This window comes from Streptomyces sp. NPDC126510 (assembly GCF_040302345.1).
Taxonomy (GTDB): Bacteria; Actinomycetota; Actinomycetes; order Streptomycetales; family Streptomycetaceae; genus Streptomyces.
On record NZ_JBEORR010000015.1, the window covers coordinates 110,639 to 129,247 of the forward strand.

An 18,609-nucleotide genomic window follows, 5' to 3' on the forward strand; every position below is an offset into this window, starting at 1 on the left:
GTCTACCTGCCGAGTTCGTTGTCAAGTGCTGCGAAGAGTTCGTCGTCGGTCGCCAGGTCGAGGTCGGCGCCGTCGGGGCCGCCGTCCACCGTCCGAAGCAGGCCGCGCAGTCGCGCGGCGTACGTTCCCGCCGGTCCGTCGCCGTCCGACGGGCCGGCGGCCGAGAGCGCGGCCTCAAGTGCGTCCAGGGCCGCCTGGACCGGGTCTGCCACTTCGCCGACCAGTTCGCCCCGCAGGTGTTCGGCGACGGCTTGGGGGGTCGGGTGGTCGAAGACGAGCGTGCTGGGCAACCGCAGTTCGGTGACGGTGTTCAGCCTGTTCCGCAGTTCGACCGCGGTGAGGGAGTCGAAGCCCAGGTCCAGCAGTCCGCGCTGGACGTCGATCGTCCGCGGGGCCGGGTGGGCCAGGACGATGCCGACCTGTTCCCTGACGAGGTCGAGCAGCAGCTGCCGCTGCTCTTCCACGTCCAGGCCCGCGAGCCGCTGCGCCAGCGGGATCTCCGCCGGGGCGGAGGCCTGCCGGACGGCTCGGCGCTCGGTGCGCACCAGGCCCCGGTACAGCTCGGGTAGTGCCTCCCCGAGGCTCCGCAGTGCCGCGAGGTCGAGTGCCACCGGTGCGAGCACCGGTCGGGTCGCCGCCTCGCCGTCGGCTTGTGACGCCTTGGCGGCCAGGGCCGTGTCGAGGGCCGCGAGTGCCCGGTCGGTCGGCATCGGCAGGACCCCGTTGCGTGCGAGCCTGGCCCGGTCGGCACGGTCGAGGTCGTTCGCCATGCCGTCCTGCCACATTCCCCAGGCGAGGGACACGGCGGGCAGGCCCTCGGCGCGCCGGTGTTCGGCGAGCGCGTCCAGGAAGGTGTTGCCGGCGGCGTAGTTGGCCTGTCCGGCGTTGCCCACCAGGCCGGCGACGGACGAGAAGAGGACGAAGTCCGTCAGCTCCAGTCCGGCGGTCAGCTCGTGCAGATTCCAGGCGGCTTCCACCTTCGGCCGCAGGACCCGGGAGAGGCTCTCCCGGCTCGTCGCCTCCAGCGTGGCGTCCTCGACGACTCCGGCCGCGTGCACGACCGCGGTGAGCGGGTGCTCGTCCGGGATCGAGGCGAGCAGCCCGGCCAGCGCGTCGCGGTCGGCCGCGTCGCATGCCGCGACCCGTACGTCCGCGCCGAGCGCCCTCAGTTCGGCGACCAGGTCCTCCGCCCCGCCTCGCCGACTGGTGAGCAGCAGGCGACGGGCGCCGCGGGCGGTCACCAGGTGCCGGGCGACCTGGGATCCGAGCGCGCCGGTGCCACCGGTGATCAGCACCGTACGCTCCGGGTCGAACGCGTCGTCGGCGTCCAGGTTCCGTACCGGGTACGGGACCTTGGCGAGCCGGGTCACGTAGGCCTGTCCCTCGTGCAGTTCGAGCTGCGGTCGGGGGTCGGCCAGGGCCGCGGCCAGCAGCTCGTGGCCGGCCGGCAGGCCGTCCGTGATCACGTGCTGGAAACGTCCCGGGTGTTCCGACTCGGCGGTCCGCATCAGCCCGGAGAGAGCGCTGTGCGCCAGTTCCCCGGTACTGACCACGGCGAGCCGCGCTCCGGCCGGCGCGTCGGCGGCGAGCCACTGCCGCAGTACCGCCAGCACCTCCTCCGTGACCCGGCCGGTCTCCTGCGGAGTGGCCGGGCGTACCGGAAGGACGACCACGTCGGGTACGGGCGTGCCGTCCGCCGTCGAGGCGGCCAGGCCGGCGAGGTCGGCGTGGTGCTCGGCGGCAGGCCCGAGGTCGGCCTCGCCGAGGACCGCGATGGTCATGTCGCCACCGGGGGAAAGTTCCGCACAGGCCCGCTCCACCGCGTACACGTGCTGGTCGAAGGGTCGGGTCAGCGCGGTCCCCGCCGGCAGGGCCCGCAGGGCCAGCCGTGCGACGGCGGCGACCGGCGCGCCCGTCTCGTCGGCGATGCCGACCGCGACCGTTCCGTCCGGGCCGGGCGACAGCTTGACCCGCAGGGTGCCGGTCCGGGCCCCGGTCAACTGGACGCCGCCGAAGGAGAAGGGCAGCCGTAGTTCGGCCGGCTCCTCCAGGAGCAGTGCGTGCAGCGCGGCGTCGAACAGCGCCGGGTGCAGGGCGAATCCATCAGGGTCGACGGACAGCCGTACCTCGGCGTAGAGGTCCTCGCCCGAGCGCCATGCCGCCTGCAGGCCCTGGAAGGCGGGGCCGTAGCCGTAGCCCTGGTCGGCGAGGCGGTCGTACAGGTCCTCGACCGGCTGGGGCTCGGCGCCGGCCGGAGGCCAGGACGCGAGGTCGGGTTCGGGGCCGCCGGGAACGGCGGCCGCCACGGTTCCGGTGGCGTGCCGGTTCCAGACGTCGCCTTCCTGGTCCCCGCGCGAGTGGACGGCGACGGGCCTGCGGCCGTCTCCGTCGGGGCCGCCGACGGTGATCTGGAGCTGGAGCGCACCCTCGTCGGGAAGGACAAGGGGTGCCTGGAGGGCGAGTTCCTCCAGGCGCTCGCAGCCGAGTGCGGCGCCCGCGTGGAGCGCGAGCTCCACCAGGGCCGTGCCCGGGACCAGCAGGGTGCCGGCGACGGCATGGTCGGCGAACCAGGGGTGGTTGCGGGCCGAGATCCGGCCGGTGAACAGGACACCGTCGGAGTCGGCGAGCGGAACCGCGGCCCCGAGCAGCGGGTGCCGTGCGGAGTCGAGTCCGGCCGAGGTGACGTCGCCGCCGGGCCCCTCCGTGAGCCAGTAGCGCCGGCGCTGGAAAGGGTAGGTCGGCAGGTCCGCGGCCGGTCCGGCGTTCTCGCCGAAGAGGGCGCGCCAGTCCACCGGCACGCCCCGTACGTGGGCGTGGGCCAAGGCGGTGACGGCGGTGTGCGGCTCGGGGCGCCCGCCGCGCAGCACCGGGACCAGGAGCGATCCCGCGTCGAGGAAGTCCTGCCCCATCGCGCTGAGCACACCGTCCGGGCCGAGCTCCAGGAAGGTCCGTACGCCTTCGGCCTCCAGGGCGCGTGCCGCGTCCAGGAAGCGCACGGGCCGGCGGACGTGCCGGACCCAGTACTCGGGCGTGGTCAGCTCCTCGGCGCCGGCCACCTGACCGGTCAGGGTGGAGACGATCGGGATGGTGGGTGCGGCGAACTTGAGCCCCTTCGCGACCGTCTGGAATTCGTCCAGCATCGCGTCCATGTGCGGGGAGTGGAAGGCGTGGCTGACGCGCAGCCGCCTGGTCTTGCGTCCCCGCGCGGAGAGTTCGGCTCCGATGGCCTCGACGGCTTCCGCGTCGCCCGAGAGCACCACGGAGGTGGGGCCGTTGACGGCGGCGATGCCCAGCAGATCCTCCCGTCCGGCGAGCAGCGGCAGCACCTCCTGCTCCTCGGCCCGCACGGCGAGCATCGCGCCGCCGCCGGGCAGTGCCTGCATCAGCCGGCCCCGGGCCGCGACGAGCTGCGCCGCGTCCGCCAGCGAGAGGACGCCGGCGACGTGCGCGGCGGCCAGCTCACCGATGGAATGGCCCGCGAGGAAGTCCGGCCGTACGCCCCAGCCTTCGAGGAGCCGGAAGAGCGCGACCTCGGTTGCGAACAGGGCGGCCTGCGTGAAGCCGGTCTGGTCCAGCGGCGCCGGGTCCGCGCCGAAGAGGACGTCGAGCAGCGGCGTTTCCAGCCATGGGTCGAGCTCTTCGCATACGGCGTCCAGGGCCTCGGCGTAGGCGGGGTAGGCGGTGTAGAGCTCCCGGCCCATGCCGAGTCGCTGGCTGCCCTGACCGGTGAAGAGGAAGGCCGTACGACCGTCCACGGGTGTACCCAGCACGGTCGGTGCCGCGCATCCGTCGACCGCTTCGGTGGCGGTGGAGGCGACCACGACGGCGCGGTGCGGCAGTCCGGCCCGTCCGACGGCGAGGGTCCGGCCCGTCGACGCCAGGTCCTGCTGCCCGGTGCCGACGAGGGCCGCGCCCACCTGGTCCGCCTGCGCCAGCAGGGCCGCGTCGTTGTGCGCGGACAGCAGCAGCGGCACGACCGGCATCAGCTCGGCGGGCGGGGCCGTCCGCTCGGCCGGCGGCTGCTCCACGATGACGTGGGCATTGGTACCGCTGATACCGAAGGAGGACACGCCTGCCCGGCGCGGCCGCTCGGACTCGGGCCACGGCGCCGCCTCGGTGAGCAGTTCCACCTCCCCGGCGGACCAGTCCACGTGCGGGCTGGGCTCGTCGATGTGAAGGCTCTTGGGGAGCACCCCGTGCCGCATCGCCATGACCATCTTGATGACGCCGGCCACCCCGGCGGCGGCCTGGGAGTGTCCGATGTTGGACTTCAGGGAGCCCATCAGGAGGGGGGACGGCCGCTCCTGCCCGTAGGTGGCGAGTACGGCCCGGGCCTCGATCGGGTCGCCCAGCGTGGTGCCGGTGCCGTGGGCCTCCAGCGCGTCGACGTCCGCGGTGGTCAGGCCGGCGTTGGTCAGGGCTTGGCGGATCACCCGCTCCTGGGAGAGGCCGTTGGGGGCGGTGAGGCCGTTGCTCGCTCCATCCTGGTTGACGGCGGTTCCGCGGATCACGCCGAGGATCCGGCGGCCGTTGCGCTGGGCGTCGGAGAGCCGCTCCAGCAGGAGGATTCCGGCGCCTTCGGCCCAGGCCGCCCCGTCCGCCTGCGCGGAGAAGGACTTGCACCGGCCGTCCGGTGCCAGGCCGCGCTGCCTGCTGAACTCCACGAACAAGGTGGGCGCGGCCAGTACGGTCACACCGCCGGCCAGGGCCAGCCCGCATTCGCCGTTGCGCAGCGCCTGCGCGGCGAGGTGGATGGAGACGAGTGAGGAGGAGCAGGCGGTGTCGACGGTGATCGCCGGTCCCTGCAGGCCGAAGGTGTAGGCGACGCGGCCGGAGGCGACACTGACCGTGCTGCCGACCGACAGGTAGCCCTCCAAGGCCTCGGGGGCGTCCTTCAGGCGTGCCGCGTAGTCGTTGGCCATGACACCGGCGAACACACCGGTCTGGCTGCCCTTGAGAGAGGTCGGGTCGATGCCCGCGCGCTCGAAAGCCTCCCAGCAGATCTCCAGCAGCAGGCGCTGCTGCGGGTCGATGGCGGTGGCTTCCCGGGCGCTCACCCCGAAGAGCTCGGGGTCGAACTGCGGAGCCTCGTAGAGGAATCCGCCGTGCCGGGTGTACGAGGTGCCCACGTGGTCGGGGTCCGTGTCGTACAGGCCGTCCAGGTCCCAGCCGCGGTCGTTCGGGAACGGGCCGATGGCGTCCCGCTCGTCGGACAGCAGCGCCCACAGCTCTTCCGGCGAGCTGACCTCGCCCGGGTAGCGGCAGGCCATCGCGACGATCGCGATCGGCTCGTCGGAGGCGCCGACGACCGGTTCGGCCTCGGCCACCGCGGCGACCGAGCCGAGCAGTTCGGTCCGCAGGAAGCCGGTCAGCTCGACTGTGCTCGGGTAGTCGAACACCAGTGTCGCGGGCAGCTTCATACCTGCGGCCGCGTTCAGCCGGTTGCGCAGTTCCACTGCCTTGAGTGAGTCGAAGCCCAGCTCGCTGAAGGCCCGGTCGGGCGCGACCTGGCCGGCGTCGGTGTGCCCCAGCACGGAGGCCACCACGCCGCGGACCAGTTCCAGCAGCGCGCGCTCCTGGTCCTGGGGGGCCAGGGGCGCCAGGCGTTCCTGGAGGGAGTTCGCGCCCGCCTGCTCGCCGACGGCGGCGCGCCGCGCCGGGCGCACCAGGCCGTGGAAGAGCGCGGGCAGGGTGCCGTCCTCGCTTTGTGCCCGCAGTCCGGTGTAGTCCAGCAGCGCCGGAACGAGCACCGGCCGACGGGTCGCGAGGGCCGCGTCGAACAGCGCCAGCCCCTGCTCGCTGCCGATGGGGGCGATGCCGCCCCGGGACATGCGGGCGAGGTCGGCGTCGGTCAGGTGACCGGTCATCCCGCTGCCCTCGGCCCACAGGCCCCAGGCCAGCGACGTACCGGGCAGGCCCAGGGACTGGCGGTGGTGCGCGAGGGCGTCCAGATAGGTGTTCGCCGCAGCGTAATTGGCCTGTCCCGCGGTGCCGACCGTACCGGCCAGCGAGGAGAACAGGACGAACGCGTCCAGTTCCAGGTCGGCCGTCAGCTCGTGAAGGTGCCGGGCGGCATCGACCTTGGGACGCAGTACCGTGTCGAGCTGCTCGGCCGTGAGGGCGTGCAGCGTGCCGTCGTCGAGGACGCCCGCGGTGTGCAGGACCGCGGTGAGCGGGTGCTCCGAGGGGATCGCGTCCAGCATCGCGGCGACCGCTGTGCGGTCGGCCGTGTCACAGGTGACCACGGACACGTCGGCTCCGTGGGCCGTGAGTTCGGCCTCCAGCGCCGGCATGCCCGCCGCGTCCCGGCCGCGGCGGCTCGCCAGCAGCAGGTGCCGTACGCCGTGTTCGGCGACGAGGTGGCGGGCGAACAGCCGGCCCAGGGTGCCGGTGGCGCCCGTGATGAGCACGGTGCCCTCGGGGTTCACGGCGGGCACGGTGTCGCCCGTGGTCGGCGGCTTGACCAGCCGCGGCACGAGCAGTGCCCCGTCCCGCAGGCTCACCTGCGCGTCCGGTACGGCCAGCGCACGGCCGAGCTCCTCCTCGGAGAGGTCCCAGTTTGTGAGGTCCAGCAGGCCGAACCGGCCGGGGTTCTCGGCCATGGCGGAACGCACCAGCCCCCAGACGGGAGCCGAGCCGAGTCCGGCCTCCGTGCGGGCGGTGGTCGCGTCACGGGTCACGAAGACCAGGCGTGAGTCGGCGAACCGCTCCTCGGCGAGCCACGCCTGCGCCAGCCGGAGGGCCCGGTGTGCCACGGCGCTGGGGCCGTCCTCGCCGGGGAAGGGGACCACGACGAGCGGCGGGGTTCCGACGATGCCGGCGAGGTCCGAGTAGCTGCCCAGGGGGGCGGGCAGACCGTGGCCGGACTCGTCGAGGACGGCCCATCCGGCGACCGGGGCGGCCTCCGGGGCGGTCGTCCACTCCACCTGGAGCAGCGGCTGGCGGGGGGTGCCCGAGCCGGCCAGCTGCGCGGGGTCCACGGCCCGCAGGCTGAGCGTCTTCACCGACGCGATCGGCGCACCGCCGGCGTCGGCGAGGGTCAGGGCGGCACCCGAGCCTTCCGGGGTGATCCGTACGCGCAGCACGCCGGCGTTCACTGCGTGCAGCCGAACGCCGGTCCAGGCGAACGGCAGCACCAGGCGGCCGTCCTGCGCGAGCGCCAGCGGGTGCAGGGCGGCGTCGAGGAGGGCCGGGTGGATCCCGAACTCGCCCGGAGGGACGTCCTTCGGGAGCGCGACCTCGGCGAACGTCTCCTGGCCGACGCGCCACAGCGCCCGCAGGCCCTGGAAAGCGGGTCCGTACTGGAAGCCCCGCTCGGCGAGCGTGTCGTACGCCGCCGTCAGGTCCACCGGCTCGGCACCGGCCGGGGGCCAGGCGGGGTCGGCCGGTACACCCACACGTCCTTCCGCGTGCCCCAGTACGCCGGTGGCGTGCAGGGTCCACAGGTGGATCGCGGCGTCGTCGGGCTCGGGCTCCGGGCGGGAGTGGACCGACAGCGCGCGCCGGCCCTCCTCGTCCGGGGCGTCGACCACGACCTGGAGCTGTACCGCGCCGCGGCCGGCCAGCACCAGCGGTGCCTGGAGGGTCAGCTCGTCGAGCTGGTCGAGGCCCGTGTGGTCACCCGCCCGGATGGCGAGGTCCACGAAGGCGGTACCGGGAAGCAGCACGGTGCCGGCCACGGCGTGGTCCGCCAGCCAGGGCTGCGTGTTCAGTGCGATCCTGCCGCTCAGGACCAGCTTGTCCTCGTCGGCCGTCCAGAGCGCGGCGCCGATGAGCGGGTGCCGCTCGGCGGCCATGCCGAGCCCGCCCGCGTCCCCGGCCGGCGCCGGGCCCTCCAGCCAGTGGCGCCGGCGCTGGAAGGGGTAGGTCGGCAGGTCGACGACCGCGCCGGGTCCGCCGACCACGGCAGTCCAGTCGAGCGGGGCGCCCGAGACGTGGGCCTGCGCCGCGGAGGCGAGGAAGTCGTCGAATCCGCCCTCGTCACGGTGGAGCGAGGGCACGGTGACGGCACTGTCGTACGACGTGTCATCGATCGTCTCCTGGAGCGCGATGGTCAGCACCGGGTGGGCGCTGGCCTCGATGAAGACGCGGTGACCCTGGTCGAGCAGGGTCCGGGTGACCTCCTCCAGCTGGACGGTCCGGCGGAGGTTGCGGAACCAGTACGAGCCGTCGAGCTCTGTGCCGTCCAGCGGCTGCCCGGTGACGGTGGAGAGGAAGGGCATCTCGACGGCGCGCGGGGTGAGCGAGGACAGGGCGTCGAGAAGCTCGTCCCGCAGGCTTTCGACGTGCGCGGAGTGGGAGGCGTAGTCGACCGGGATGCGCTTGGCGCGCATCTTGTTGTCCTTGCAGTAGGCGACCAGCTCCTCGAGAGCGGTCACTTCTCCGGCGACCACCACGGAACGCGGGCCGTTGTGTGCGGCGATGTCGATCGCGCCGTCCCAACGGGTGACGAGCTCGCGGACCTCGTCGGCCGGCAGGGCCACCGAGACCATCCCGCCCGTACCCGCCAGCTTCACGATCGCCCGGCTGCGCAACGCCACGACCTTCGCCGCGTCCTCCAGCGACAGCGCCCCCGACACCACGGCCGCCGCGATCTCCCCCTGCGAGTGACCGATCACCGCGTCCGGCTCGATGCCCACCGAACGCCACAACGCGGCCAGAGACACCATCACCGCCCACAGCGCCGGCTGCACCACATCCACCCGGTCGAAACCGGGCGCACCCTCCACACCACGCAGCACATCCAGCAGCGACCAGTCCGTGAACGGCGCCAGCGCCCGCTCACACTCCACCAGCCGGGCGGCGAACACCGGGGAGGAGTCGAAAAGCTCCAGCCCCATGCCCTGCCACTGCCAACCCTGACCCGGGAACACGAACACCGTCCTGCCCGAGCCCGTGACCGCGCCCTGCACCAGGTTCGCCGCGGACTCACCCGAGGCCAGCGCCTCGAGACCCGCCAACAGCTCATCCCGGCCGGCGCCCGAAACCGTCGCCCGGTAGGGGAGGTGCGGGACCCGGGTCGCGAGAGCCGAAGCCACCCGCGCCGGGTCGACGGTCTCCGAGGCCAGCAGCTCGCGCACCTGGCCGGCACGGGCCGCCAGGGCCGCCTCGCTCTTCGCCGAGACCACCAGCGGAAGCCCCGCCACCACCGGCTCACCGGCCGCGACCGGCTCCGGGCCCTGTTCCAGGACCACATGCGCGTTGGTGCCACTGATACCGAACGAGGACACGGCCGCGCGACGCGGATGCGCCACCTCCGGCCACGGCCGACGCTCGGTGACCAGCTCCACCGCGCCCGTCGACCAGTCGACGTGCGGCGTCGGCTCGTCCACGTGCAGCGTCGCCGGAAGCTGCCCGTTACGCATCGCCATCAGCATCTTGATGATGCCCGCGACACCCGCGGCAGCCTGCGTGTGACCGATGTTCGACTTGATCGATCCCAGACGCAGGGGCTCTTCGCGGTCCTGGCCGTAGGTGGCCAGCAGCGCGTTCGCCTCGATCGGGTCACCGAGCCGGGTACCGGTGCCGTGCGCCTCGACCGCGTCCACCTCGTGCGGAGCGAGGCGGGCGTTGGCGAGGGCCTGGCGGATGACGCGTTCCTGCGAGGGCCCGTTGGGGGCGGTGAGGCCGTTGCTCGCACCGTCCTGGTTGACCGCGGAACCACGGATCACGCCAAGGATGTTGTGCCCGAGCCGCTGAGCGTCCGACAGACGCTCCAGCGCCAGCATGCCCGCGCCCTCGCCCCAACCCGTACCGTCCGCCGAAGCCGCGAACGACTTGCAGGTCCCGTCCGGCGACAGACCACGCTGACGCGAGAACTCGACGAAGGTCGTCGGCGTGGACATCACGGTGACACCGCCGGCGAGTGCCATGGAGCACTCGCCCTGGCGCAGCGCCTGAGCGGCCAGGTGCACCGCTACCAGCGACGAGGAGCACGCCGTGTCCAGCGTCACCGCCGGCCCCTCGAAACCGAACGTGTAAGCGACCCGGCCCGACAGGACGCTCGAGATCGTGCCCGTCAGCAAGTGCCCCTCGAAGCCCTCCGGAGCGCTTCCCAGCCTCGACCCGTAGTCGTTGTACATCACGCCCGCGTAGACACCGGTCGAGGAACCGCGCAGCGAGGCGGGGTCGATTCCCGCACGCTCCAGCGCCTCCCACGCGACCTCCAGCAGCACACGCTGCTGCGGGTCGGTCGCGATCGCCTCACGCGGACTCAGGCCGAAGAACTCGGCGTCGAACTCCGCCGCCTCGTAGAGGAATCCGCCCTTGCGCGTGTACGACTTGCCGATCTTCTCGGGGTCCGGGTCGAAGAGGCCTTCCACGTCCCAGCCGCGGTCGGACGGGAACCCGTCGATCGCGTCCCGGCCCTCCGCCACGAGCTGCCACAGGTCCTCCGGCGAGGAGACCCCGCCCGGGTAGCGGCAACCCATGCCGACCACGGCGATCGGCTCGTCCAGTCCCGTGGCGTGGGCGGCCACCGACGGGACGACGGCTGTTCCGGCCGCGTCGAGCCGGTCCAGCAGGAAGTCCGCCACCGCCTGGGGCGACGGGTGGTCGAACACGAGGGTGGTGGGCAGTCGCAGCCCTGTCACCGAGTTGAGCCGGTTGCGCAGTTCGACACCCGTGAGGGAGTCGAAGCCGGTGTCCTTGAAGGCCTTGGCCGGGTCGATGTCGGCGTCGGCCCCGTGCCCGAGGACCAGCCTCACGGTCTCCCGTACGGTCTGGAGGACGGCCTGCGCCCGCTCCTCCGGGGCCAGCGCGGTCAGCGTCCGGACCCACGACGAGTCGGCGCCGCCGGCGGCGCCGGCCGCCTGCCGGCGGCGGACGCGGACCAGGCCGGTGAAAAGACCGGGGAGCGCGTTGTCCTGGGCCCGGGCGCGCAGGGCGCCCAGGTCGAGTTCGGCGGGGACCAGCAGCGGCTCCGCCGAGGCGAGTGCCGCGTCGAACAGATCGAGACCCAGTTCCGGGGTCAGCGGGACGATTCCGCTCCGCTTCCACCGCGCGATGTCGGCGTCGGCGAGGGTTCCGGCCATGCCGTCGGCGCTGTCCCACAGGCTCCACGCGAGGGATGTGGCGGGCAGGTTCTGTGCGCGGCGGTGTTGCGCGAGGGCGTCGAGGAAGGTGTTCGCGGCCGCGTAGTTGGCCTGGCCGGCGTTGCCGATGAGACCCGCGATGGACGAGAACATGACGAACGAGGCGAGGCCGAGGGACTCGGTGAGGCGGTGGAGGTTCCAGGCCGCGTCCACCTTCGGGCGCATCACCCGCTCCAGCTGACCGGCCGACAGCGAGGCGACCGTCGTATCGTCCAGGACACCCGCCGTATGCACCACGGCGGTCAGCGGGCGCTCGACCGCGACCTCGCCCAGCAGACCCGCCAGCGCGTCGTAGTCCGACACGTCACACGCCGCCACCCGAGCCCGCGCACCCAACTCCGCCAGTTCCGCGGCGAACTCGGCAGCACCCGGGGTCTCACCACCACGGCGCGACACCAGCAGCAGGTGCCGCGCACCGTGATGCGTCACCAACCGACGCGCCACCAGACGGCCCAACGTACCCAGGGCGCCGGTCAGCAGGACCGTACCCTCCGGGTCCAGGCCCTCCGCCACACCACCTGCCGCGGCACCCGCAGCAGGCGCCAGACGCGGCATGAACAACCGGCCGCCCCTCACCGCCACCTCGGGCTCGCCTGAAGCCAACACGGCAGGCAGCAGCTCCCGACCACCCTCATCGAGGTGGGCGAGGACCAGTCGGCCGGGTTGCTCGGTCTGAGCAGCACGGATCAGGCCCACGAGCGGGGCCGTGTGCAGCGCGCCGTCCGGCAGGGCGAGGACGAGGCTGCTCTCCGCGAACTGCGGGGCGGCCAGCCATTCCCGCACCGCCCGCAGCCCGCGCGCCGCCGTGGCGTGGGTCTGGTCAAGTACATCACCAGTGGTGCCGACTACGAGCTCCTGCTCGCCGATCACCACGAACTCCGGTACGGCAGATCCGGCGTCGGCCGCGGCGCTGAGCGTGGCGAGGTCGGCGTAGGGCGCCTCGCCCAGCCGGACCCACCGATGGTCGGCGACCGGCTCGACCGCCGGGACGGCCTCCCAGGCCAGCCGGTACAGGGACTCCACGGCCGGGTCGGCAACGGCGAGCTGATCGCGGGCGACCGGCAGCAGGGCGACCGACTCGATCGCCGCCACCGGAGCGCCGGCGCCGTCGGCGAGAGCGAGACGGGCCGTGTCCTGGCCGGTACGGCTCCAGCGGACACGCAGCACCGTGGCACCGACCGCGTGCAGCACGAAGCCCGAGAACGAGAACGGCAGACGGATCGTGCTGTCGTCCTGCGCCGGGGCCGCGTCCTCCAGCACGAGTACGAGCGGGTGCAGAACCGCGTCGAGGGCGGCGGGGTGCACGCCGAAGCGTGCGGCTTCGGTGTGGAGGTGGTCGGGCAGGGCGACCTCGGCGAAAAGGTCGTCGCCGGCACGCCAGGCGGCGCGCAGGCCGTGGAAGGACGGCCCGTAGCCGTAGCCCAATTCGTCGAGGCGCTCGTAGACGCCGTCCAGCGGGAGGGGAGTGCCATCGGCCGGGGGCCACTGCTCCAGGGAAACGCCCGGCGAGGAGACGGAGGACGTGAGCAGGCCCACCGCGTGGGCCGTCCACTGCTCTTCGCCGGTCCGCGAGTACATGGTGAACTGACGATCGCCGCGTGCGTCGGCCCGGTCGACCATCAGCCGCAGCTGAGCGCCCGCCTTCTCCGAGAGGATCAGGGGTGCCTGGAGGGTGAGTTCCTCGACGGTGGCGTAACCCAGCTGCTCGGCTGCGGTGCCCGCGAGTTCCAGGAACACCGTCCCCGGCACCAGGACCGCCCCGCCAATCGCGTGATCGGCCAGCCACGGATGCGAAGACAACGACACCGAGGCCGAGAACTGCACCGCGTCACCATCGGGCTCCGTGATCACCGCAGCCAGCAACGGATGATCCAGAGCCGTCAGACCCAGGCCCGCCGCATCACCGAAACGCGGCGCATCAAGCCAGAAACGCTGACGCTGAAAGGCGTACGTGGGCAGCTCCACCACACCGGAACCCGGCAGGAACCCCTCCCAGTCCACACCCACACCATGTGCGTGCACGGCGCCCAGCGCGGCGAGGAGGGAACGCTTCTCGGCACGGTCCTTGCGCAGCACCGGAACCACGACGATGCCCTCGGTGTCGGCCAGGCACTCGCCCGTCAGACCCGCAAGCGTCCCGTCAGGACCCAGCTCCACGAACGCCGTCACACCAAGACCGGCCAGCGTGGCGATGCCGTCGGCGAAACGGACCGCCGAACGGGCCTGAGCAGCCCAGTACTCGGCAGTGAACTCCTCGACCACCTCACCGGTGACGTTCGAAACGACCGGGATCAGGGGAGCCGAATGGGTCAGGGTCCGGGCGACGTCGGTGAGCTCCGCCAGCATTCCGTCCAGGTGCGCGGAGTGGAAAGCATGGCTCACCTTCAGCCGCGTCGCCTTCACGCCCTCCCCGCGAGCCAGCTCCAGGACTTCGAGCACGGCCGTCTCGTCACCCGAAATCACGGTGCCGGCAGGGCTGTTGAACCCGGCCACATCCACGCCGGAACGACCCTCGAGCCACCCGGCGACGCGCGCTTCACCCGCGTTCAGGGCAACCATCGCCCCGCCCTCGGCTACACCCTCCATCAGACGCGCCCGCGCACACACCAAACGCGCGGCGTCCTCGAGCGACAGCACACCCGCCACATGGGCCGCCGCCAGCTCACCCACCGAATGGCCCACCAGGTAATCCGGGGTCACCCCGTGATGAGACAGCAGACGAAACAGGGCCACCTCGACCGCGAACAGCGCCGGCTGAGTGAACAGCGTCCGCTGAAGCAGCTCCGGCTCGCCCTCGATCACCCCGGCGAGCGAACGGTCCAAGTGGACGTCCAACGCCCCGACGACCTCGTCGAACGCGGCCGCGAACACCGGCTCCGCCACATACAGCTCACGGCCCATACCGACACGCTGGCTACCCTGCCCGGAGAACAGGAACGCCACCGAACCCGCCGAGACGGCCTCGCCCGGGGTCAGCGCCCGCAGAGCGTCCAGGAGTTCCTCACGGGTCTCCCCCACGACCACCGCACGGTGATCGAGACGAGCACGCGATACGGCCAGCGAACGGCCCACAGCGACGACGTCCAGCTCAGGCCGCTCCTCCAGGAATGACACCAGCCGGTCCGCCTGCTCCGACAGAGCAGCCCCCGACGTGCCCGACACCACCCACGGCACCGGACCCGGCACCGCCGGCTCCTCCACCGGAGCTTCGGTCTCCGTGACCTGCTCGACGATGAGGTGTGCGTTGGTACCGCTGATGCCGAAGGACGAGATGCCCGCCCGGCGCGGACGGTCGAGCTCCGGCCACTCCTGGGCCTGCGTCAGCAGCTCCACCGCGCCGGCCGACCAGTCGACGTGCGGGGTCGGCTCGTCCACGTGCAGCGTCGCCGGGAGAACCCCGTTGCGCATGGCCATGACCATCTTGATCACGCCCGCGACACCCGCCGCGGCCTGCGTGTGACCGATATTCGACTTCAGCGAGCCGAGTCGAAGCGGCTCTTCGCGGTCCTGGCCGTAGGTGGCCAGCAGCGCCTGCGCCTCGATCGGGTCGCCGAGCTTGGTGCCTGTGCCGTGCGCCTCCACCGCGTCCACCTCGGACGCCGACAGGCGGGCGTTGGCCAGCGCGGCGCGGATGGCCCGCTCCTGCGAAGGCCCGTTCGGGGCCGTCAGACCGTTGCTCGCACCATCCTGGTTCACGGCGGAACCCCGGATCACCGCGAGCACCTGGTGCCCGTTGCGCTCCGCGTCCGACAGCCGCTCCAGCACCAGCAGACCCACGCCCTCGGCCCAGCCCGTACCGTCCGCCGACGACGAGAACGCCTTGCAACGCCCGTCCGGCGACAGCCCGCGCTGCCGGGAGAACTCCACGAAGATGCCGGGCGTGGCCATGACGGACACACCGCCGGCGATGGCCATGGAGGTCTCGCCCTGGCGCAGCGACTGCGCCGCGAGGTGGAGCGCGACGAGCGAGGACGAACAGGCGGTGTCGACCGTCACCGCCGGGCCCTCAAGGCCGAAGGTGTAGGCCAGCCGGCCCGAGGCCACGCTGGCGGTGTTGCCCGTCAGCAGGTAGCCGTCGTATCCGCCGGACGACTCGTGCAGCCGCGGCCCGTACTCCTGTGCCATCGCGCCCACGTACACACCGGTGCTGGTGCCGCGCAGCGCGGCGGGGTCGATGCCCGCCTGCTCGAAGGCCTCCCAGGCCGTCTCCAGCAGCAGCCGCTGCTGGGGCTCCATCGCCGCCGCCTCGCGGGGACTGATGCCGAAGAACTCGGCATCGAACCGGTCCGCGTCGTGCAGGAAACCACCCTTGGTGGCGTAGGTCTTGCCGGGGCTGTCCGGATCGGTGGTGAAGAGCGCATCAAGGTCCCACCCTCGGTTGGTCGGGAATCCGCCGACCGCGTCGACCTCGCCGCTGACCAAACGCCACAGGTCCTCCGGAGAGGCGACCCCGCCCGGCAGTCGGCATGCCATGCCCACGATCGCGATCGGCTCGTCAAGGGCTGTCGCCTCGTACGCATCGTCGTCCTGGCCCTGGTCGAGGCCGAGGAGCTGACCCCGGAGGTGCTCGGCGAGCAGGGCCGGGGTCGGGTAGTTGAAAAGAAGGCCGGAGGGCAGCGAGAGCCCGGTGGCCCTGTTCAGCGCGTTCCGCAGCTCGACGGCCGAGAGGGAGTCGAAGCCCAGGTCCTTGAAGGTCGTGGCGATGTCCACGTCGCGCGCCGATCCGTGGCCGAGCACCGCTGCCACGTGCGCACGCACCAGCTCCAGCTCTTCGCCTCGCGGCGCGGACCGCTTCGGACCGCTCCGCCGTGCCGCACCGGTCCGGACCTGGACCGGCCCGATCGCCGGACCTTCCAGCCAGAAGGGCTCACGCTGGAAGGCGTACGTGGGCAGATCCACCAGACCCGAACCCGGCAGGAAGTGTTCCCACTCCACCCCCACACCGTTGGCGTGCGCCTCCGCGACCGAGGCCAGGAAACGACCCTGTCCACCGTCGTCGCGCCGCAGCGATCCGACGACAACAGTGCTGCCGACGCCGGCCTCGTCGGCCGTGTCACTGAGGGCCGAGGTGAGCACCGGGTGGGCACTGACCTCGATGAAGACGCGATGCCCGTCGCCGAGCAGAGCACGGGTGGCCTCTTCCAGCTGGACGGTCCGGCGGAGGTTGCGGAACCAGTACGAGCCGTCGAGCTCGGTGCCGTCCAGCGGCTGCGCGGTGACAGTGGAGAAGAACCTGATGTCACCGGTACGCGGCGTGACGCCGGCCAACTGCGCCCGCAGCTCGTCCTCCAACGAGTCGACGTGGGAGGAGTGGGATGCGTAGTCGACCGAAATGGTGCGGGCACGGTATCCCTTGACCTCACTTTGAGCGACGAGGTCGGCCAGGGCCTCCGGATCGCCGGAGACGACCGTGCTTTCGGGGCCGTTGTGTGCGGCGATGTCGATCGCGCCGTCCCAACGGGTGACGAGCTCGCGGACCTCGTCGGCCGGCAGGGCCACCGAGACCATCCCGCCCGTACCCGCCAGCTTCACGATCGCCCGGCTGCGCAACGCCACGACCTTCGCCGCGTCCTCCAGCGACAGCGCCCCCGACACCACGGCCGCCGCGATCTCCCCCTGCGAGTGACCGATCACCGCGTCCGGCTCGATGCCCACCGAACGCCACAACGCGGCCAGAGACACCATCACCGCCCACAGCGCCGGCTGCACCACATCCACCCGGTCGAAACCGGGCGCACCCTCCACACCACGCAGCACATCCAGCAGCGACCAGTCCGTGAACGGCGCCAGCGCCCGCTCACACTCCACCAGCCGGGCGGCGAACACCGGGGAGGAGTCGAAAAGCTCCAGCCCCATGCCCTGCCACTGCCAACCCTGACCCGGGAACACGAACACCGTCCTGCCCGAGCCGCCCGGCACCGCACGACCCGACACCACTCCGGCCGCAGGCATACCCTCGGCCAGCGCCCGAACACCCGCCAGAAGCTCCTCGTGAGTCTCCCCCACAACCACCGCACGGTGATCGAAGCGAGTACGCGACATCGCAAGCGAGCGACCCACCGCCGCGACGTCCAGCCCCGGACGCCCCTCCAGGAACGACACCAGCCGCTCCGCCTGATCGGCCAGGGCCTCGGCCGACTTACCCGACACCACCCACGGCACCACACCCGAGCCGGACCCGGCGCCGGGCAACTCCTCCTCCTGCGACGGCTCGGTGCGCCAGTCCGAAAGCACGACGTGGCAGTTGGTACCGCCTACACCGAACGAGCTGACGCCTGCGTAGAGCGGCTCGTCCGGCCGCGGCCATGCCTCGCGGCTTCGCTGTACGGCAAGCTTCAACTCGTCGAACGGAATGTCCGGGTTGGGGGTTTCGAAGTTCAGGCTCGGCACAAGCTCGCGGTTACGGATGCAGAGCGCCGCCTTCAGCAAGCCGACGATGCCGGCGGCACCCTCAAGGTGTCCGACGTTGGTCTTCACCGATCCGACCCGCAGCTCGGCTCCGTCCACGCGGCCGTCACCGAGCACCGCGCCCAGAGCCGACGCTTCGATCGGGTCGCCCACCTTGGTACCCGTGCCGTGCAATTCGACGTACTGCACCTGCTCCGCGGACACCTTGGCACGCTCGTACGCCTGCCGCAGGACATCCTGCTGGCCGACCGGGCCCGGTGCGGCGAGACCCTCGGTCGTCCCGTCGTTGTTCATCGCGCTGCCGTGCAGCACGCAGTAGACCGGGTCACCGTCCGCTATGGCGGCGTGTAGCGGCTTGAGCACCACGAACGCGCCGCCCTCACCGCGTACATATCCATTCGCCCTCGCGTCGAAAGTGAAGCTGAGACCGTCTGGTGAAAGTGCGCCGAACCGCTCCGCGGTGATGGTGCTGTCCGGCACCAGATTGAGGTTGACACCGCCGGCGATGGCCATGGCGGACTCGCCGCGGCGCAGGCTCTCGACTGCCAGGTGCACAGCGACCAGTGAGGAGGACTGGCCGGTGTCCACGGCCGCACTCGGTCCGTGCAGACCCAGGGTGTAGGAGATCCGGTTGGCGATGACGCCGCGGTTGAGACCGGTCAGGGTGTGGCGGGTGACGGCTTCGGACCCGTGCTGACGCGTGAGAGCGGCGTAGTCGTCGGCGATAACGCCGACGAAGACACCGGTCCGGCTGTCGGCAAGATCGGACGGGAGGGTCCTGGCGTCCTCCAGTGCCTCCCAGGCCAGCTCAAGCATCAGCCGCTGCTGCGGGTCCATCGACGATGCCTCACGCGGGCTGATGCCGAAGAAGCCTGCATCGAAGCCGCTGACGTCCTCGAGGTAGCCCCCCGGCCGAGAGGGCAGTTCGGGGCGCCCTGCCGGGGGCGCGCCGATCGCACTGCGGCCGTCGCGCAGCAGCTGCCACAGTTGCGCGGGGTTGCCCGCATGCGGCAGTCGGCAGGACATACCGACGATGGCGACTGCCTCGGTCGATGTCGACGTGTCAGCTTGGAATTCAACCATGGTCGAGTACGCCCCACCTATTGTT

General features: G+C 72.1%; 1 protein-coding gene. It reads right to left on the reverse strand.

Features of this window, described 5'->3' with window-relative positions; all coding sequences use genetic code 11:
* Window positions 1-2: 2 nt before the first annotated feature.
* Window positions 3-18,584 (reverse strand): type I polyketide synthase, encoded by an 18,582-nt coding sequence (locus tag ABTX60_RS22550; RefSeq protein WP_352098791.1) that lies wholly within the window; start codon window positions 18,582-18,584, stop codon window positions 3-5.
* Window positions 18,585-18,609: the final 25 nt, after the last annotated feature.

Bases quoted from the DNA above. Each gene is read 5' to 3' on its own strand.
- ABTX60_RS22550 (WP_352098791.1), bottom strand. From the start codon at position 18,584: ATGGTTGAATTCCAAGCTGACACGTCGACATCGACCGAGGCAGTCGCC.